Origin of the sequence: Nonomuraea cypriaca (assembly GCF_015645445.1) — a bacterium.
GTDB classification, from domain to species: domain Bacteria; phylum Actinomycetota; class Actinomycetes; order Streptosporangiales; family Streptosporangiaceae; genus Nonomuraea; species Nonomuraea cypriaca.
Map to the genome: position 1 here is coordinate 19,603 of NZ_JADOGI010000037.1, position 17,785 is coordinate 37,387.

General features: G+C 68.9%; 19 protein-coding genes and 1 pseudogene. 8 read left to right on the forward strand and 12 right to left on the reverse strand.

Annotated features, from left to right (window positions below; all coding sequences use genetic code 11):
* Nucleotides 1-21: 21 nt before the first annotated feature.
* Nucleotides 22-354, reverse strand: coding sequence for a hypothetical protein (locus tag ITP53_RS14900; RefSeq protein ID WP_195895974.1), 333 nt, complete (start codon nt 352-354; stop codon nt 22-24).
* 3 nt (nt 355-357) lie between these two features.
* Here ITP53_RS14900 and ITP53_RS14905 point away from each other — a divergent pair, with 3 nt between their 5' ends.
* On the forward strand, nt 358-1,056 hold the full coding sequence (locus ITP53_RS14905; RefSeq protein WP_236050826.1) for a sulfotransferase family protein: 699 nt from the start codon (nt 358-360) through the stop codon (nt 1,054-1,056).
* A gap of 229 nt (nt 1,057-1,285) precedes the next feature.
* On the opposite strand, the pseudogene ITP53_RS61075 reads toward ITP53_RS14905, so the two are convergent.
* The 6 genes and pseudogenes from ITP53_RS61075 to ITP53_RS14935 all read right to left on the reverse strand — a co-directional run.
* Nucleotides 1,286-1,513 (reverse strand): annotated as a pseudogene (locus ITP53_RS61075) (SDR family NAD(P)-dependent oxidoreductase); the annotation flags it as partial.
* 79 nt (nt 1,514-1,592) lie between these two features.
* Nucleotides 1,593-2,288 (reverse strand): CGNR zinc finger domain-containing protein, encoded by a 696-nt coding sequence (locus ITP53_RS57395; RefSeq protein ID WP_236050827.1) that lies wholly within the window; start codon nt 2,286-2,288, stop codon nt 1,593-1,595.
* A 64-nt stretch (nt 2,289-2,352) separates the two neighbouring features.
* Nucleotides 2,353-3,570 (reverse strand): MFS transporter, encoded by a 1,218-nt coding sequence (locus ITP53_RS14920; protein WP_195895975.1) that lies wholly within the window; start codon nt 3,568-3,570, stop codon nt 2,353-2,355.
* 384 nt (nt 3,571-3,954) lie between these two features.
* Nucleotides 3,955-4,584: an HNH endonuclease family protein gene (locus ITP53_RS14925; RefSeq protein ID WP_195895976.1), complete on the reverse strand. Its 630-nt coding sequence runs from the start codon at nt 4,582-4,584 to the stop codon at nt 3,955-3,957.
* A gap of 235 nt (nt 4,585-4,819) precedes the next feature.
* Nucleotides 4,820-5,008 carry a hypothetical protein gene (locus ITP53_RS14930; RefSeq protein WP_195895977.1) on the reverse strand — a complete coding sequence of 63 codons (189 nt, stop codon included), beginning with the start codon at nt 5,006-5,008 and terminating at the stop codon, nt 4,820-4,822.
* A 146-nt stretch (nt 5,009-5,154) separates the two neighbouring features.
* Nucleotides 5,155-5,847, reverse strand: a complete 693-nt coding sequence (locus ITP53_RS14935; RefSeq protein WP_195895978.1) for a TIGR03943 family putative permease subunit — start codon at nt 5,845-5,847, stop codon at nt 5,155-5,157.
* Between the two features lie 165 nt (nt 5,848-6,012).
* Between ITP53_RS14935 and ITP53_RS14940 the strand changes: the two genes are divergently transcribed.
* The 3 genes from ITP53_RS14940 to ITP53_RS14950 all read left to right on the forward strand — a co-directional run bounded on the left by ITP53_RS14940 (nt 6,013) and on the right by ITP53_RS14950 (nt 8,747).
* The gene (locus ITP53_RS14940) at nt 6,013-6,438 is read left to right on the forward strand and encodes a WD40 repeat domain-containing protein (protein ID WP_195895979.1); all 426 of its coding nucleotides are present in this window, start codon (nt 6,013-6,015) and stop codon (nt 6,436-6,438) included.
* Nucleotides 6,439-6,526: 88 nt separating this feature from the next.
* Nucleotides 6,527-6,985, forward strand: coding sequence for a MarR family winged helix-turn-helix transcriptional regulator (locus tag ITP53_RS14945; protein WP_207755984.1), 459 nt, complete (start codon nt 6,527-6,529; stop codon nt 6,983-6,985).
* A 40-nt stretch (nt 6,986-7,025) separates the two neighbouring features.
* Nucleotides 7,026-8,747: an MFS transporter gene (locus tag ITP53_RS14950; protein ID WP_195895980.1), complete on the forward strand. Its 1,722-nt coding sequence runs from the start codon at nt 7,026-7,028 to the stop codon at nt 8,745-8,747.
* A gap of 162 nt (nt 8,748-8,909) precedes the next feature.
* Here the strand turns inward: ITP53_RS14950 and ITP53_RS14955 are convergent, their stop codons facing one another.
* Both ITP53_RS14955 and ITP53_RS14960 read right to left on the reverse strand, forming a co-directional pair.
* Nucleotides 8,910-10,148, reverse strand: coding sequence for an MFS transporter (locus tag ITP53_RS14955; protein ID WP_195895981.1), 1,239 nt, complete (start codon nt 10,146-10,148; stop codon nt 8,910-8,912).
* Nucleotides 10,149-10,217: 69 nt separating this feature from the next.
* Nucleotides 10,218-10,397, reverse strand: coding sequence for a hypothetical protein (locus ITP53_RS14960; protein WP_195895982.1), 180 nt, complete (start codon nt 10,395-10,397; stop codon nt 10,218-10,220).
* On the opposite strand from ITP53_RS14960, the gene ITP53_RS14965 reads away from it, so the two are divergent.
* Nucleotides 10,396-11,301 (forward strand): hypothetical protein, encoded by a 906-nt coding sequence (locus ITP53_RS14965; protein ID WP_195895983.1) that lies wholly within the window; start codon nt 10,396-10,398, stop codon nt 11,299-11,301. The two genes, ITP53_RS14960 and ITP53_RS14965, sit on opposite strands and share 2 nt — an antisense overlap.
* Nucleotides 11,302-11,305: 4 nt before the next feature.
* Here the strand turns inward: ITP53_RS14965 and ITP53_RS14970 are convergent, their stop codons facing one another.
* Nucleotides 11,306-12,742, reverse strand: coding sequence for a serine/threonine-protein kinase (locus ITP53_RS14970; protein WP_195895984.1), 1,437 nt, complete (start codon nt 12,740-12,742; stop codon nt 11,306-11,308).
* Between the two features lie 247 nt (nt 12,743-12,989).
* Between ITP53_RS14970 and ITP53_RS14975 the strand changes: the two genes are divergently transcribed.
* Together ITP53_RS14975 and ITP53_RS14980 are read left to right on the forward strand one after the other, a co-directional pair.
* Complete coding sequence (locus tag ITP53_RS14975; RefSeq protein WP_195895985.1) at nt 12,990-13,163, forward strand: adenine nucleotide alpha hydrolase family protein; 174 nt, start codon at nt 12,990-12,992, stop codon at nt 13,161-13,163.
* 332 nt (nt 13,164-13,495) lie between these two features.
* The gene (locus tag ITP53_RS14980) at nt 13,496-14,038 is read left to right on the forward strand and encodes a hypothetical protein (protein ID WP_195895986.1); all 543 of its coding nucleotides are present in this window, start codon (nt 13,496-13,498) and stop codon (nt 14,036-14,038) included.
* A gap of 296 nt (nt 14,039-14,334) precedes the next feature.
* Here ITP53_RS14980 and ITP53_RS14985 read toward each other — a convergent pair whose 3' ends face one another.
* Entirely contained in the window at nt 14,335-14,976 is a 642-nt protein-coding gene (locus tag ITP53_RS14985; RefSeq protein WP_195895987.1) for a response regulator, read from the reverse strand.
* A 491-nt stretch (nt 14,977-15,467) separates the two neighbouring features.
* Here ITP53_RS14985 and ITP53_RS14990 point away from each other — a divergent pair, with 491 nt between their 5' ends.
* Nucleotides 15,468-17,330 (forward strand): adenylyl cyclase, encoded by a 1,863-nt coding sequence (locus tag ITP53_RS14990; RefSeq protein WP_195895988.1) that lies wholly within the window; start codon nt 15,468-15,470, stop codon nt 17,328-17,330.
* A gap of 85 nt (nt 17,331-17,415) precedes the next feature.
* Here ITP53_RS14990 and ITP53_RS14995 read toward each other — a convergent pair whose 3' ends face one another.
* A complete protein-coding gene (locus tag ITP53_RS14995; RefSeq protein WP_195895989.1) occupies nt 17,416-17,733 on the reverse strand; it encodes a DUF190 domain-containing protein in 318 nt (105 codons plus the stop codon).
* Between the last annotated feature and the right edge of the window lie 52 nt (nt 17,734-17,785).

Here is a 17,785-nt window from a genome sequence, read left to right on the forward strand (position 1 = left end):
CGATCCCGGTCGGCCAAACGGCTACATGGTCAGGCGTCGGCCTCCGCTTCGGCTCACCCGGCTGACGAGCTCGCACTGCCGGTTCGCCCAGCTGTCCAGCGGCGAGAGTTGGAGTTGGCAGAGCATCGTTGCCACCAGTGCCGGGGCTGCCTGTATCGGGGCGGCGCAGGACGTGAGCGGTGGTGTATCGTCCAGGCCGGCGTTGCGGGCGATGATGGCGCTAGCTGAACGGGCCGAAATGCGTCCGACCTTGGCCTTGAGGTACAGCGCGGGATTGTCGGCGGCGGTGGGCCAGTAAGGGCGTTCCTCCAGCCATTGGTCAAGGTTGGGGCGCAGCTTCGGGAGGAGGGGCATTGCATGAGTGAGGGACTGCAGGTCATCGGCGTCGGGATGCATCGGACCGGATCGATGTCGGTGAAGGCAGCGCTGGAACGGTTGGGGTCCGGGCCGTGCTATCACGGCATGGAGGCGTTGCGTCGATGTACGGACGGCGAGCATTGGCTGGCGGCGTACGAAGCCGGCGGTGAGGTCGACTGGTCGCTGATCTTCGAGGGCTATCGAGCCGCCTTGGACTGGCCGACCGTCTACTTCTGGGAGCAGTTGGTCACTGCGTACCCGGACGCGAAGATCCTGCTCACCGAACGTGATCCGGAACGCTGGTGGGCCAGCCACGTCGAGATGTTCCAGCTCGGTGCCGCGTTCTTCGAGGAACTCACCGACGAGCAACGGCAGTGGGCGGAGGAGTCCGGCTTCGCGCGAATGCAGACGGCGCTGGCCACCATTCCGGCGGCGACCTTCGGCGGGCGGGTGTTCGACAAGGCGCACTGCCTGCGGGTGTTCGAACAGCACAACGAACGGGTCCGGCGTACCGTGCCGGCTGAGCGGCTGCTGGTTTATCGCGTGCAGGAGGGCTGGGCGCCGCTGTGCCGGTTCCTCGGTGTTGACGTTCCGGACGAACCGTTCCCACGTGTGAACGTCGGCGACAACCTGCTGCACAACATCCGTACGGCGATGCGACTGGCCAGGGAACAGACGGGGGAGGTGGTCTGGCGCTGACGACAGCGCTCACCGAAGGCAGCACCGTGCCGATGGATGCGTGCCGTCCTCTGGATACCTCATCCCACCGGCATAGCCCACCCGCCAGCGACCGTCACTACCCGCGACGACGTAACTCCGGCCTTTCAAGCTCGGGATGCACGTGTTCTGGCGCGTCCAGCACCAGGCTCCGGGGGCGTGTGGCGTGACTGAAGTGTGGCTCACCGTGGCTCACGATCAGATGACGTAACTATGCGGCTGGGCAAAGCCGCAGATCTGCGTGGTTGGCCGAGCGAGACTTGGGGCCCACGACCCACAAGTTGTGAGCGCCCCCAGCGTGACTTACAGGACCTTTGGGGTGGTGGGTCTTGATGCCGGCGGCGTTGACGAGGGTGTCCAGCCGTCCCAGCCGTGTGACGACGCGGTCTACGAGGGCGGTGGCCTCGTCGGTCGCGGTGATGTCGGTAGGAAATGCGTGGGCGGTGTCGCCGCGAGCGGGTGCTTAGCGAGCCACGCCGCGCCCGCCGACCGTTGATCGCGTACGTGAACCGGAGAGACTACGGGGCGCCGGCCCGCGCGGCGCGGCGGCGCTCGGTGAGCCGCCGGGCCTTGGCGCTGGAACCACAGTCGGCCATGCGGCACCAGCGGCGGGAACCGTTGCGGCTCTGGTCGAGGAACAGCCACCCGCAGCCGCCTTCGGGTACGGGGCAGCGGCGTACCCGGGTCAGGTCGGCCGTCCGCAGTGCGTCGAGTGCGGCCTCGGCGATCCGGTCGGGTATCAGCATGGCCGCTACCGTGCCGTAGGTGAGTCGTACCTGTGGCGGGTCGCCTCTGTCGAGCACCAACGTCGCTCGGGCGGCCGCCCCCGACCACCGCTCGTGCAGCCCGACCAGCGCGGCCCCGGCCGCGATCGGGTCGCCCCCGGCGGGGTCGCCTGGGTCACCCGCCGCCCCACCGTCCGCGGGCTGGATCGCCGCGAGCAGCACGAGGTGCAGCCCCTCCCGGATGTCCCGCACGGCGGCCAGTCCCGCGTGTGCCGCCGCGGGATCGTCGAGCCATGCCTGACCGGCCCGGTTGGCTTCCGCGTCGCTGATCAGGCCTACCTTGACCGTCCAGCGCAGTAATGCGGAGGTGTCGGACAAGAAGTCGTGGGGCGGCTTGCCGTCGAGCGCTGCCCCTCGTTCGAGCGTGTTGACCAGATCGAGTGCGGGGTGCCCCCCGACCAGCGGCAACTGGCCCACGTCGAGTCGCATGCCAGCCAGGCTACCATCTAAGGTATTGATGGGGGTTGCAGGGTGCTGTTCGCTGAGCATCGGCTCACGTGACTCGGGTGTCCTCGGGCAGTGGCTCGTCGGTGGTCGCCGGCGCGACCTTCCGCCGGCTGGAGAAGACCGGTTCGGCCAGCACGACGGCGAACGCCGCCAGGCTGAGCAGCGCCCCGACGAGTGCGGTGCTGCGCACACCCGGGCCGAGCAGCAGCACGCTGCCGAAGAACGCGCCCGCGGTGATGCCGGTATTGAAGGCCGTGGAGGTACCGGCGCTCGCCATGTCCGACGCGCCCGGTGCGTACGCGAGCACCCGTGAACCCAGAGTGGCCGTCAGGCCCGCCAACGTGAAGCCGGACAGGGAGATCGTGATGACAGTCGTCAGCTGGGAGGCGCCGAACGCGTACTGCCCGGCGAGCGCCAGCACCTGCAGGCCTATGAGCCCCGTCATGGTGAGCCAGCCGTGATGGTCGATGAGGGAGGCGACCACGAAAACGCCGACAAGGCCCGCGATCCCGCGTGCCAGCAGGAGCGGACCGATCGACGACTCGGCGAAGCCACTGACGCCGGTCAGGAACGGGCTGATGTAGGTGAACGCCGTGAACGCGCCGGTGATCGCCAGCGCCGTGGTGGCCACGATCGACAGATACCGGCCGCGGTCGGGTGAGCTGCCCCGGTCCGCCGCGCCTTGCCCGGTCGGCGTGTTGGGCAGCACGGCCGCGACCGCGACGAGTGCGAGCAGGCCCAGGCCGCTGAGCGCGAAGAACGCCATCCGCCAGTTGGTCTGCTGACCGAGCCACGTGCCGGCCGGGATGCCGGCCAGCGCGGCGACGGAGCCGCCCGCGTACAGGATCGACACGGCCCGGCCGCGCACCTCGGCCCGGAACAGGCCGGCGGCGGCCGGCGTCACGACGGCCCAGAACAGCGCCTGGCTCAGCGCGGTCACCATCCGGGCACCCATGAGCAGCCAGTAGTTCCACGCCACAGCCGACAGGCAGGTCGCCACGATGAAGACGCCTAACAGGATGCACAGCAGCCGACGTCGAGGCAGCCGGCGAGTCAGCCGCGTGAGCGGCAGGGACACCACCACGACGATCAGGCCGTACCCGGTGACCAGTAGCCCGACCGCCGACGCGCTGGTACCGAGATCGTTCGCGATCAAGGAGAGCAGACCGATCGGCAGCGACTCGGTCGTCACGTAGATGAACACCGCCAGGGTCAGGGCGATCAAAGTGGCGATCGCCGACTTGCTTCCGAACCGTTCTCGCACGCTTCCTCCTCGGTAAAGTCACCAACGTTCTGGATGTTGACGGTAGCTTTCCGCGCCGGTTCATCATGGGATTCCCTCGTAACAAGGACCGTAAGGCGATTTGTGCTACCAGTCAATCAGATTTAGACGGTACGAAGAAGTCATTCGAGCCGCAACCGAGGACGGGCCGCATGACATGACCGGCAGGCCAACCAACCCGGGCGACTATGGTCCATGGTCTCGATCAACGATGATCAAGCCGTCACCGTCATCGGCGCGAGCTTCGTCCAGCGATATGCCCGCCGCACGAAGCTGCTGCCAGTGCTGGACCCGTCGAAGGGCTGATGATCAAACCGGTCCGGCCCCGCCATGTGCGAGGCGGGGCCGGCTCGTTTGGGGTGTCCGTCAGCAGGAGCCGAGCATGCTGTTCAGCGCGGACTTCTCGGCGCTGTCCACGCTCAGGCCCCAGGTGTACTTGACCTGGATCCACGCGCGGGCGTAGGTGCAGCGGAAGGACGTCACCGGCGGCGTCCATTGGGCGGGGTCCTGGTCGCTTTTGGACTGGTTGACGTTGTCGGTGACGGCCCACAGTTGAGGGCCGGCCAGGTCGTTGGCGAAGGACTGGCGGCGCGAGGTGGACCAGTTCCACGCGCCGGAGGTCCACGCCTCAGCCAGCGGAACCATGTGGTCGATGTCCACGTCGGAGGCGGCGGTCCAGGTGGCGCCGTCGTACGGCGAGTACCAGCGGCCGGAGGTGGCCGAGCAGGAGGAGTTGGTCACGACGTTGGTGCCGTCCCGCTTGAGTACCTGCTCGCGGGTGTCGCAGGCCCCGGAGATGGTGATCCAGTGCGGGAACAGGTCACGGTTGTAGGTGGAGCCGTGGGACTCGGTGGCGACGGTGAGCGCGGCCAGCCGGGAGGCGGCCGTGCTCACCGAGGGGATGCCGGGCGGGGTGGCGGAGGCGGGTCCCGCGGTTACTGCGAGGATGGCGAAGACCGCGATGGCTGCGGAGATGACAGAGACGATTCGGCGCATGGCCAGTGGGTCCCTTTCTGGCCGGTGTCCTCGGCCAGGGAGGGGTGGTCCTGGTCGGGGGCGAGGAGAGGGCCGAAGGGGACGTTGTCATGGTTGTCTGGCGATCTAGTAAAGATCACATGGAGTCTGTGCAAGCCGTATATGTCCGGGAATCGGGGAGGGTTGCGGGAGTGGTCAGTTCTGACGCAGCTGCGCGGCACCAGGCATCACGACGCGGATGGTGCCCGTGCGATCGTCACCGCGCTGTGGGCCGCCGGGAACCCGCCGCCTGGTCGTCATCACCGCCGGCGGGCACGTTGTCGACGAGGGCGATGGGCCGGCCAGCCGGGTCGTGGTCAAGCTGCTGCGACGTTTCCTCAGGGAAGGGTTCGCCGACTTCGCCCGTACCGACGAGGCCGGTCGCGCCAGTGGACTGGACGATCATGCGGTCGCCGCGGCTTACCGACCGCGGGCGCCAGCCGTACCGCAGGGCGATCGATCGCAATGTGCGGGGCGGCATCCACCGGCGTGCCGACCTCGCCGACGCCGTTCTCGCCGCGCCGGCCGACCCGGCGACCGCCGGACAGGCCACTATTCGTACGGCTCGACGGGCGGGGAAATCGGCTGCACGTCGGAAGCGGTCATCTCCGGTACGTACGTGTCCGATCGCCGACCTTTACGAGGGATCCAGGTGCCGGTGACCCGCACCCAGGTGTTCTCCTTGGGGGAGGGCACGCCGTGCACGGCGACCTCCACGGCCATCGCGTCGGCGGCGCAACAGTTGATCCGCATCCTGGTGATGTTCCAGCCGGTCTTGGACGGTACGGCGAAGCCGGTCAGCCTGACCTTCCTTCCCGTGAGCGAGGAGCCCGACGGTGCGTAGGCCCGCCCGATGAACTCGCCCAGCGTCAGAAACGTCACCCCGCCGCGGCCAAGCTCCCCGTAGCCCGCGGTCCGGGAAGGTGCGGGCGTGCCGTCGCCGAGCCTGGCCGCGAACGAGCCGAGTGGGGGAGGCGCGACTATCACCATGACGAACACGGGCGCGGCCAGCAACCATGCCACCCGAGAAGCGTGGGCATGAGCGCCGGGCCGGCCCAGCGAGCCCTGAACGACAGACAGCAGGCCCAGACCCAGCAGCACCGCACCGGCTCCTACGAGCAGCGGCCGGAAGTCGGGCTTGACGTAGTTCACGTACGTCGTGGAGAACGCGGAGATGGTCAGCAGCACAGCGCCGAGGATCAGCAGGAGAGCCCCTTGCGTCTGGCGGTTCACAGCAGTGCCCAACCGGTGACGAAGCTTACGCCGATCGCGAGGGTCAGTGTAAGCGGCACGAATCGCCAGGTGAAGGCGCGTCCGAAGGTGCCCGCCTGGAGCGCGATGAGCGGAGCGAGCCTCGTTCCTTCAGTTGGGCGACCATGTCGGCGCGCAGCCGATCGGGAGACTCTGATTTTGCGTGGCCACGAGCGGCTCGTGTGGGGCGCGGCGTTCGGCGCTGACGGGACCAGGCTGGTGTCCGCGGGCGACGACGGCACCGTCCGGGTCTGGGACCCGCGAGGCATGGGCCAGGTCTCGGTGTTGCGCGGCCACGAAGGGGAGGCGTGGGTGGCGGCCTTCGGTCCCGATGGCCGGCGGGTGTTCAGCGGCGGCGTGGACGGCACCGTCCGGAGCTGGGACTGGTCCGCCGGCACGCACCGCGTGCTGAACCGGCACGAGGACGAGGTGGTGGGCCTGGCCGTGAGCATCGAGTTCTCCCGCGACGGAAAACTGCTGACCACCGCACACGGCGACGGCACCGTGCGCCTGTGGCGCTGCACCGCCTGCGAGCCGGTCAACGACGTGCTCGCCCGCGTCGACCGGCGGCTCTCCGGAGAGTGACCCATCTGGTCCTGGAGGCGTCCTTTACCGCCACGAACCCACCCATCCGGTGTCGTGTCCACTCATGTCCTGAGTCCATAATGGGCTTATGCATAAGCGCATTATGGATACGGCGGTCCCGCAGGAGTCGCCCGAGGGCTTGATCATCGCGATGGAGGAGCTGTTACGGCACGTCCGGCACAGCGCGACCACAGGTGGCCTCAGCACCGCCGCCTCCTCCACGCTGAGCCGTCTGGCCCGCGAAGGGCCGCAGCGACTGACCGAACTGGCCCGGGCCGAGCGCGTCTCCCAGCCGAACATGTCGCAGCTCGTCACCCGCCTGGAACGCACGGAGCTGGTGCGGCGCACAGCGGATCACAGCGACGGACGCGGAGTGCTGGTCGAAGTCACCGACACCGGAGTGGAGGTGTTGCTGCTACGGCGCGCCGAACGCGCCGGCGCGCTCCAGCAACTGATCGACGAGCTGACCGAACAGGAGCAGCAGGCCGTCAAGGTCGCGCTGCCCGCCCTGGCCAGAGTGATCCAGGACCAGCAGGCACGCTCCTGACCCACCCCTCACAGGTCAACCTCGGAAGAGAAAACAGAACATGAGCACACCCCACGGAAAGACCGCCAGCCCCTTCAAGCAACCCAAGGCCGTCTGGGCCGTCGCGTTCGCCTGCGTCATCTCGTTCATGGGCATCGGCCTGGTCGATCCGATCCTGCCGGCTCTGGCCGACAGCCTGAACGCCACCCCGAGCCAGGTGTCCCTGCTCTTCAGCAGCTACCTCATCGTCACCGCCGTCGCGATGCTCCTCGTCGGCTGGGTCTCCAGCCGGATCGGCGCCAAGCGGACCCTGGTCATCGGCCTGGCCGTCATCGTCGTCTTCGCCGCCTTGGCGGGCACCACCGACTCCATCAGCGGCATCGTCGGTTTCCGTGCCGGCTGGGGTCTGGGCAACGCGATGTTCATCGCCACCTCACTCGCCGTCATCGTCGCTTCGGCGAGCGGCGGCTTCGGCGGCGCCATCATCCTGTACGAGACCGCCCTCGGCCTCGGCATAGCCGTCGGACCCCTGCTCGGCGGCGCACTCGGTGCCGTGAGCTGGCGCGGCCCCTTCTTCGGTGTCGCTGTCCTCATGGCCATCGCCCTGATCGCGACCCTCGCCTTCGTGCCCGCCACGCCAAAGCCCGCCCGGCGCACCTCACCGGTGGCGCCGCTCAAGGCGCTGCGTCACCGCGGTCTGCTGACCATGGGCGTCATGGCCCTGCTGTACAACTGGGGCTTCTTCACCATGCTGGGCTACGCGCCGTACCCGATGGAGCTCGACGCGCATCAGCTCGGTCTGGTCTTCACCGGCTGGGGCCTGCTCGTGGCCGCCTTCAGCGTGTTCTTCGCCCCGCGCCTGCAGGCCCGCTTCGGCACGGCACCCGTGCTGTACGCCAACCTGCTCGGCCTGGCGATCGTGATGGCCATCATCGCGGCCGGCGTCGAAACGCCCACCGTGGTGATCGTCGCCGTCGTCGTCAGCGGTGCCTTCATCGGCATCAACAACACCCTCACCACTCAGGCCGTCATGCTCGTCTCGCCGGTCGAGCGCCCGGTGGCCTCCTCCGCCTACGGTTTCCTGCGCTTCATCGGCGGCGGCCTGGCCCCCTACGTCGCCGGTGTACTCGCTGACGCCTCCGGTCTGAGCGTGCCCTTCTACCTCGGTGCCGCCACCTTCCTGCTGGCCATCCCGATTCTCGCCGGCGGGCACCGGCTGCTCCGCCAGGCGGAGGAGCACCTCAGCGAAGGCGAGCCCGTCGAACCCGCCCTCACCCCGATCGGCGGCGCCGTGCCCGCCGACCGCCCGCTGCTCGTCGTGGCCGTAGGGGCGCACGACAACGCCGCCTCCATCGTGGACACGGCGGCACAGCTAGCCAGGGAGAGCGGAAGCGCGCTGGACGTCGTCCACGTCACCGAGACCGCCATCGTCGAAGAACAGGCCATCGACACCGAGACCCCCGACCAGGCCCGAGCCGCCGTCACGGCGCACCTCGACCGGCTCGCCGCACACGGCGCCGCCGCCACCGGTCACGTCCTCACCAGCGTCGGCGACCACGCCGCCGCCGGCCGAGCCCTGGCCCGACACGCCACGGAAACGCGCGCCCGCAAGGTCGCCGTCGGCCGCTCCCCGCGCGGGCCCCTCCTGCAGTTCGCCGACGGCAGTTTCACCAGCGCCCTCACCCACGCGGCGACCTGCACGGTCATCCTCATCGAACCTGACGACGATCCTCGTCCCCTGACCGCGGCCACGCTGACGGAGTTGCGCGACAGCATGGCCTGAGCCACGAGAGGGTGTGCTGCCGGGAGTATCGCTCGTCCGACCGGCGGCCACCCCCGTTCACGAGAGCAGGCGGCCCTTGCCCACCTTCGGCCCCTTCGACCCCGGACCGGGCGGGGTCGTTTCGCTTCCCGCCGCTCACCGCTCCCCTCGGCATCACATGGCTCATGCGCGTTCGGGGTGGCGCTGCCGTACGGGGGTGACCAGCGCGATCAATGCCAGCAGCAGGCAGGACGCTCCGGCGAACACGAACACCGCCGTCGCGCCGTAACGCGCGGCGCCCCAGCCGAGGGCGGCCGCGCCCACCGGCCCGAGGGAGAAGTGGATCGTCCAGAACGCCGACGTCACCCGGCCAAGCAGGTGGGCGGGTGTCACCTGCTGCCGTAGCGACATGGAGCAGATGCCGGCCACGCTGACGCATGCCAGATAGAGGGCCATGACGGCGGCCACACTCCACACGGAGCCGGCGAGCCCGAGGCTGAGGATGGCCAGGCCCGACACGATCTGTGCCCCGATCCACGACGGCCCGAAGCCGAGGGCCCTCCGCACGCGGGCCACCAGCATCGAGCCGGCCATCGTGCCTGCCGCGCCGACTCCCAGCACAATGCCCACCACGGAGTCCGCCTGGCCGAGGTCGTGCTTGAGCCGGTAGATCACGATGTCGGTCAGGCCGAGTGTCATGAAGATGAAGAACGACAGCAGGACGGTCAGGGTCCGCAGTACGGGGTGCCGGAACAGGAACTCGGCCCCGGCCAGCAGTTCCCGCCACGGCCGTCCCTTGGGAGCGAGTTCGACGGACTCGACGGCGTACCGGGAGACGCGGGTCAGCAGCACGCCGAGCGCGGACAGCCCGAAACTGGCGGCGTTGATGGCGATCGCGGCGGTCGAACCCAGGTGACCGGCCACCACGCCGGCCAGGGTGGGGCCGAGGATGCCGGCCGCGGCGGCCGTGGCGTAGAGCATGCCGTTGGCTTCGGTGACGCGTTCCTCGCCGGCCAGGCCGCGGACCGCGGACACGTACGTGACCTGGAAGACCATGCCCACGGCCGCGGCCAGCGGCAGCACCGCGTACAGGAGCCAGACGTGCCGGCCGAAGGCCCAGGCCACGGGGATGGTCGCGTACAGGACGAGGCGGATGACGTCGCAGGCGATGAGCAGCCGACGCCGGTCGAATCGGTCGGCGAGCACCCCCGCGAACACCCCTGCCGCCACCGATGCCGCCCCCGACACGCCGGTGAGCAGACCCATCTGGGCGACGGAGCCGGTGACGTTCAGGACGAGGAGGGGCACCGCGATGAGCGCGAACGAGTCGCCCGCCACCGACAGCGTCTGCGCGCCCCAGAAGATCAGGAAGTCACAGTCCCGCCACAACGAGCGGGCCGCTGGTCGCGTGTCACTCTCCATCGGTCACGGGCACATGGCGGGAGTGGGGCCGGCGTGGGAAGCTTCGGTACGCGCCGATCCGGGGTGAGATCACGCACGGAAGAGTATCTTTCCCGGTCCGCGCTCCGCCGCCCGTTTTCCGCCGCCCTGAGTGATGCCGTCGAGCTCAAGCCACTGCTGCCTCAGAACCGGAGAATCGTTGATCGATTCGGGGTGCGGATAGCGGGAGGCAACCAGCGTGTAAGAGGACGTCCGGAGAATGGCTGGCATGACTGATTTCCCTGTTTTACGCCTCGTCACGCTGGTGCGCAATGGTGCCGTCCTCGGTCTCGCGCTGATGACGGTCGTCGGATGCGGCCTTGCCGGCGGGGATGCCGGAGGCGGTGATGTCGCTCCGCAGAGCGTGACCAGTAGCGTCACCGCAGAACCTGGGACGAGCGCGCCCGTCCAGGCCGAGAGCGCGCCCGCTCAGGCCGAGAGCACCCCCGACCAGGCCGGCGGCGGCGAGGAGGACCCGGCGCCGGTCGAACCGGGTGGAGTCCTGGCCGACGGCAGCACGGTCTCGGCCGAGCTGACCCGCGCCGGGCAGAAGGACAGGTTCACCTTGGACCTGGGTGACGCCAGGGAGTTCTACGTCACCGACATGCAGGGCGACGACATCCAGCTACAGGTGTTCGCAGACGTCGACGACCAGCCGCTGGGCCCCTCCAGCGTCGCTCTCGGCTTCGGCACCTCGATCTTCAAGCTGACCAAGGCGGGTGGGCATCGCCTGGAGGTGTGGGGGAACACGAACGTCATCGGCTCCTACAGCTTCAGGATCGCCACGGTCAAGGTCCGCACGTTCCCCGCGGCGATCGGTCTGAAGATCGGCGAGGGGAGTCCCGCCGGGGCGGGGCGGTTGGACGTCCCCGGACGGATCGACCGTTTCGAGTTCGACTCGGACGGCGCCACGGCCATCAAGGTCCTCGGTGGCGCCGGGGCGTGCGACGCCGTCGACATGGAACTCTTCGACGCCGCCGAGCAGAGCGTCGCCACCGCCCGGCAGCCTTTCCCCCTGTGCGGCTACGAGTTCGACCTCCCGCTCTCGGGCGGGGACGGGCGCTACGCGCTGGTCGTCAGATCGCCCACGGCGAAGACCGGGGCGTACTCCTTCCAGATCGCGCGCGCCGGCTGAACGGTCAGGAGCGGCGCAGGCTCCCCTGGTATGTCAGTGAGCCTGCGCCTTCCTGCCCCACGAGGTGCAAGGTGGCGGAATCCTCGAGCGTGAGGGTCATGTCTCCCCCCACGCACTGGTCCTGTTGCACCAGGGTCAGTTCCAGCGCGGGGCCGTTCCTGACCCGGGTCAGCGTGACCTGCTGCGTGCAGTCGTCTTTCGCCCACGTGCCGGTGCTCTGCCCCTGTGACAGGGCGATCGTGACGGTGGCGGTTTCCTTATGTGTGTCGTCCGAGACGACTTGTCCCGTCCATGTGCCCGCGAAGGCTTCGGGGATTACGCGCGTCCGGGCCGGAGGCGGCGTCGGGGTTGATGCGGAAGCAGGGTCCTGGTCGGCGGACGTGCTTGGTTCCACCTGGCTCGTCGTTCCGTCGTCCGCGGCGGAGCCGCCGATCCTCCCGGTCGCGTACAGCGCCCCGGCCGCCGCGATGACCGCGACGGAGATGGCGATCAGCGGGATGGCATGCCGCTTCGCTCGCCGAGTGTCCCCATCAAGGGGGACGGTGCGCGGTGCTGCCGGTGGTCGGGCCGGGCCGGGACCCGGCCAGTCAGGAGGGAGGTACGCGGTGGGGACCGGGCCGACGTCGGGAACCGTGACGGTGGAGGCACCGGGATCGACCAGGCGGATCAGGAGCGACCGGGCAGAGGGACGCGTCCCGGGGTCCTTGGACAGACAGGTGGCCAGGGTCTCGCGCAGGCTCTCGGGAACGCCGGAAAGGTCGGGGTCCTGGTTGAGGATGCGGTTGAAGACCGCGGCGACCGTGTCGCTGCCGAACGGCGCCCGGCCGGTCGCGGCGTAGACCATGGTCGCGGCCCAGCCGAACACGTCGGCCGCGGGCGACCCGTGTTCGCCCTTGAGCTGCTCGGGGGCCATGTACGGGGGAGTGCCCGACAGGGCCGAAGGCGCCGTGCCGGCGTCGAGCGGCCGGGCGATGCCGAAGTCGACCACGCGCGGCCCGTCGGGACCGAGCAGCACGTTGGCCGGCTTGAAGTCCCGATGAACGACCCCGGCGCCGTGGATGGCCGCGAGGGCGGAAGCCGTACCGACCGCCAGCCGTTCGAGATCACCGTCCCGCAGTGGGCCGCCGCCGCGCACGCGTTCCTGGAGAGAGGGGCCCGCGACGAACTCACTCACCACATACGGAGCCGGCCGGTCGAGATCGGCTCCCAGCACGCGGGCCGTGCAGAAGGGAGCCACCCGGCGGGCGGAGTCGAGTTCTCTGGCCAGCCGGCGGCGGGTGTCAGGATCGGTGCCACCTTTGAGGACCTTGATCGCGACGCGGTCACCGGACGTGCTACGCCCCTCGTAGACGATCCCCTGCCCACCCTCTCCCAAGCGCCCCAAGATCTGGAACGCCCCCAGCATGCGCGGGTCTCCAGGCTCCAGCGGGACAGGGGGCATGAGCTCCTCCATGCGCGTTGGTACGGGTCCCCACTGGGCGTCTTCGGAATGTGCCAGGGCCATCATCGCAGCCTTTGTGAAGATTGTAGGGGCCTCGACCATCACCGGTTCGCCGCGCTCTGGGACGCCCACCACCATCCGCGGTCCAGGTAGAGCGACCATGGTCGTGACACAACAGGGCCACAATCGAGGAAGGCCCTGGCAGGCGGGCAGGAGGACGCCTGGATCAGGGGCCAATGGCACCGTGATGGGGGACTCCCTCCTCCTCCGCCGCGATGCCGCCTTCACGAGGCTGTCGCCGTGGCGGCGGAAGTACCCGGACGTGGAGGTGGTCGAATCGGTCGTGGCCGGGCATCCGGTCACGGTGCTGTCCGGCGTGTTCGGCCCGCCCGGACGCTGCCTCAACGCCGCCGACAGGTAAGATCACGCCCAGCTCGCCGTGAAATAGATTAGCCGGACTGATCTATCGGTCGTAGCGCCGCGCCGCATATGTTCATGGCGCTCGGAAAAACCAGAAAAGCGTCAACTGCGCCACCCCGATCAATCGCCCGGCCATGAGCCGCCAGCAGCGAGAATCAGCCGGCATTCGCAAGAACATCCCTGACATCATCATTGTGAACCGGTTCACCAGCGCTTGCTTCGCATCGGAATTCAGATGATGATCGCGGATGTCGCGAAGTCATCGCTTGGTCAGCTCGCCGCCGTGGCGTTTCCATCAATTTCCAGCGACATGCTCACTGAAAGGAATCGACTGTGCGCACATCGACCGACCGGAGTACATCCGCCACCTCCGCAGGCATGCCTAGGCGGGCTGCCGCGCTCTCGCGTCGCACCGGCCTGGTGATGGGGCTGGCCGCCGCACTGACCGCCGGCACCGCGCTGGTTGGGGCGAGCCCGGCCCTGGCTGCGCCGCCTGTGTGCGGCGAGGAGCGCGCCTACGTCCACCAGTCGACGGGCCTCGGCAGGAGTGTCGGCCCGAACGTCGACAGCCGGTTCAACCCGGGCGAGTTCAACATCAGCAAGAGCGCTGATTCCTACGTCTTCGCGGCCGGCATCCACCGGCCGCGCCGCACCATCAAATTCACGTTCAAAAACCAGGACGACGCCGTCGTGAAGCCCTACGAAAGCACGGTGTCCGACAATAACGGCATCGTCCGCCAAGAGGATAATGTGTTCAAGTGGGACTTCACCGAAGTCGGGTCGAGAGTGCGGATCTACGCCGATATCCACACACGGTGCGGCGGTGACGACGTGCTGCGCAACGTCTACGTGGGAGCGATCAACACCACGCCCTGATCCGGTCTGACCAAAGGACAGCCCTCCGTGCTCCAAGGAGGGCTGTCCCAGCGGTCATCAGCCCATGACGGCAGGGCCTGAGTGTCCATCGGACGTGCGGCAAGGGACTTTGGTCCCTGCCGTGGACGCCGCGAAGCGCGGGACCGTCAAGGACGTCGCCAGGGTCGAACGGGTCTTCGGCGAGCCGACCGTTCAGGACGGCGTCACCGTCATCCCGGTCGCCCGCATCGGCGGCGGGGGTGGCAGTGGCAGGCAGGAAGCGGTGACAGCTCAGCCGGTGAAGAGGCATGCGGCCGTCAGCCGCGCTTGTCCGCCCGGAGCCGGGCGGACAGCGCGGCGGCCTGGGTGCGGCGTTGCATGTTGAGCTTGGACAGCAGGTTCGACACGTAGTTCTTGACGGTCTTCTCGGCCAGGAACAGTCGTTCGCCGATCTGCCGGTTGGTCAGGCCCTCGCCGATCAGGTCCAGGATGTGGCGTTCTTGTTCGGTGAGTGCGGCCAGCGGGTCCTTCCTGGCGGCCTGGTCGCGCAGTCGTTGCAGCATGGCGGCGGTGGTCTGCGGGTCGAGCAGCGACTGCCCGGAGGCGACCGTGCGGACCGCGCCGACCAGGTCGGAGCCGTGGATCTGCTTGAGCACGTATCCGGACGCGCCGGCCATGACCGCGTCGAACAGGGCGTCGTCGTCGGCGAACGAGGTGAGCATCAGACAGGCCAGCTCGGGCAGCCGGGAGCGGACCTCCCGGCACACGTCGACCCCGTTGCCGTCGGGCAGGCGTACGTCGAGCACCGCCACGTCCGGTTGGAGCGCGGGGATGCGGGCGATCGCCGATTCGGCGGTTCCCGCCTCGCCGACGACCTCGATGTCGTCTTCGGACCCCAGCAGGGCGGCCACCCCACGCCGTACGACCTCATGGTCGTCAAGCAGGAACACACGAATCATGCCTCCGACGGTAGCCACAAGACTCAGGTCTCAAAAGAGGCCAAGGTCCCAAAAGCGACATGTCCAGCGGTGTTTGGTCGTCCGATGGCCTGTCGTTGGCGCCGTGGGCGATCACGCCGTCGCGCAGCAGGACGTCGTAACCCTCAGACATACCGGAGCTCCTGTTCGTCGCGCAGGCGAATCCGCGTACCTCTCACCACCGAGGCCGTCCGACCGGCCGGCGCGACAGGAGTGCCGGACGTCCCCTGGCTTGAGGCCGAAGGTCCCTGCGTGGCATGGCGGCAGGCCCGGGGCCGATCAAGGACACCCCGCCTCAAAAGTCAAGGGTCGTGTGCTCTGGTCCTGGATCGGTTCACACGGTAGAAACATTCCAAGTTGGCGCCCTGCCCGGTCCTGCCTGCTTTCCAGTCTTCTGTCCTCTGACAGGTCGATGCGCCATGCCCTCATGCCCGTCCTCCGTCCAACGCCGCGCAGCGGAAGGGATGACCCAGATGACGACCCAGCCTGGCGGTCGCCGGGGGTGGCGCTCGCGCCGCCTGACGTTAGCGCTCAGCCTTGTGCTGACCAGCGCCGTGGTGATGACGGGCACGGCGGACGCCGCCGCGCCGAAGCCCGGCAACCCGGGCTTGGGGACGAACGTCACCGTCTTCGATCCGAGCATGCCGGTCGGCGAGATCGAGGCGGTCCTCGACGCGGCGCACGCCGCGCAGGTCGACGCCGAGATGGGTGCCGAGCGCCACGCGTACCTCTTCAGGCCGGGGACCTACGGTACGGCGCAGGATCCGCTGCACATCAAGGTCGGCTACTACACGGAGATCGCCGGCCTGGGGGCCTCGCCCACGGACGTGGTCATCAACGGCAAGGTGGAGGTCTACAACCGCTGCCTGGCCGACGGGGGGACGAGCAACTGCCTGGCGCTCGTCAACTTCTGGCGCACCCTGTCCAACCTGTCGATCAGCATCAACGCGTCCGGCCAGGACGGCTGCCGGGCGTCGGCGAACTTCTGGGCCGTCTCCCAGGCCGTGTCGATGCGCCGTCTCGACATCAGCGGCGGCGACCTGTCGCTGATGGACTTCTGCACCGCCGGCCCGCAGTTCGCCAGCGGCGGCTTCATCGCCGACTCCAGGCTGCCGTCGGTCACCAACGGGTCGCAGCAGCAGTGGCTGACCCGCAACAGCGAGGTCGCGGGATGGTCCAACGGGGTGTGGAACCAGGTGTTCACGGGCGTCGTCGGCGCCCCGGACGACGCGGAGTTCCCGGTCCCGCCGTACACGACTCTCGGCACGACTCCGGTGAGCCGTGAGAAGCCGTACCTGTTCGTCGACGACAAGGGCGCGTACAAGGTTCGCGTGCCGGCCGCGCGGAGGAACACGCGCGGCGTCTCGTGGGCCGATGGCATGACACCGGGCCGCACGGTACCGATCAGCGACTTCTTCGTCGCCAAGCCGTCGGACTCGGTGCAGGTCATCAACAACCAGCTCGCGCGCGGCAAACACCTGCTGCTCACACCCGGCGTGTACGACATCGCGCGGAGCATCGAGGTCAAGCGCCCCGGCACGGTGGTCCTCGGCCTGGGCCACGCCACGCTCACCGCGGTCGACGGCTCGACCCCGCTGGAGGTCGCCGACGTCCCCGGCGCCGTCATCGCGGGCGTCACGATCGACGCGGGTCTCGAGGAATCGCCGGTGCTGCTCCGCGTCGGCAAGGAGCACGGCAACCGCCCGAGCCGGGCGGACGACCCGACGACCCTGGCCGACGTGTACTTCCGCGTCGGCGGGCCGCACGTCGGCAAGACCGGCATCGCGCTCCAGGTCAACAGCGACAACGTGCTCATCGACCACACCTGGGTGTGGCGTGCCGACCACGGCGTCGAGGGCTTCACCGACACCGAACGCTGGAACACCAACACCGGCCGCAACGGCGTCGTCGTCAACGGCGACAACGTGACCGCCACGGGGCTGTTCGTCGAGCACTTCCAGCAGCACAACACCGTCTGGAACGGCGAGGGCGGCACGACGATCCTCTACCAGAACGAGCTGCCGTACGACCCGCCGACCCAGGCCGACTGGATGAACGGCGACGTGGAAGGCTGGGCGGGCTACAAGGTCGCCGACCACGTGAAGGGCCACACCCTGTACGCCGGCGGCGTCTACGTCTTCAACCAGAACAACCCGTCAATCCACACCGAGAACGGCTTCGAGGTCCCCGAGACCCGAGGCGTCCGACTGCACCACATCATGACGGTCAACCTCGACGCGGGAACGATCGACCACGTCGTCAACGGCATCGGCGACCCCGCCGACACGACCAGGGTCGGCGCGCCGGTGTACATCTCGGACTATCCGGCCCGGTAACGCCCGGTCGTGGCACGCGCCGTGTGCACGAGGTGCGCACGGCGCGGGAACGCGTGCCGGTTATGTCGGGGGGACTTCCTGGGCCTCAGCTGCTCACCCCCGCATCACCCTGCCGCGCCGGCTTGTGCGGCCGGTCGGCGTCGCGAATCACCTCGACCGGGTCGACGACGACCAGTGCTTCGGCGAGGAACTCATCAAGCTGGGGCAGGAAGTCACGGATGGCTTCCTCGGTGTCGATGATGACGATCATCAGTGGGACGCTGTCGGCCGGCGACAGGATCCGGGTGGTGTGGACGCGCCGGGAGGCGCCGTAGCCTTCGATGCCGTGCAGCACGCCGGCCCCCGCCAAACCGGCGCGGCGGGCCCGGCACACGATCTCGTGGTAGAGCGGCGTCGCCGCCACCTGCGCCCTGGCCGCGTTCTCGCTGCTGACCTACCATCGCCTGCCGCTTCGA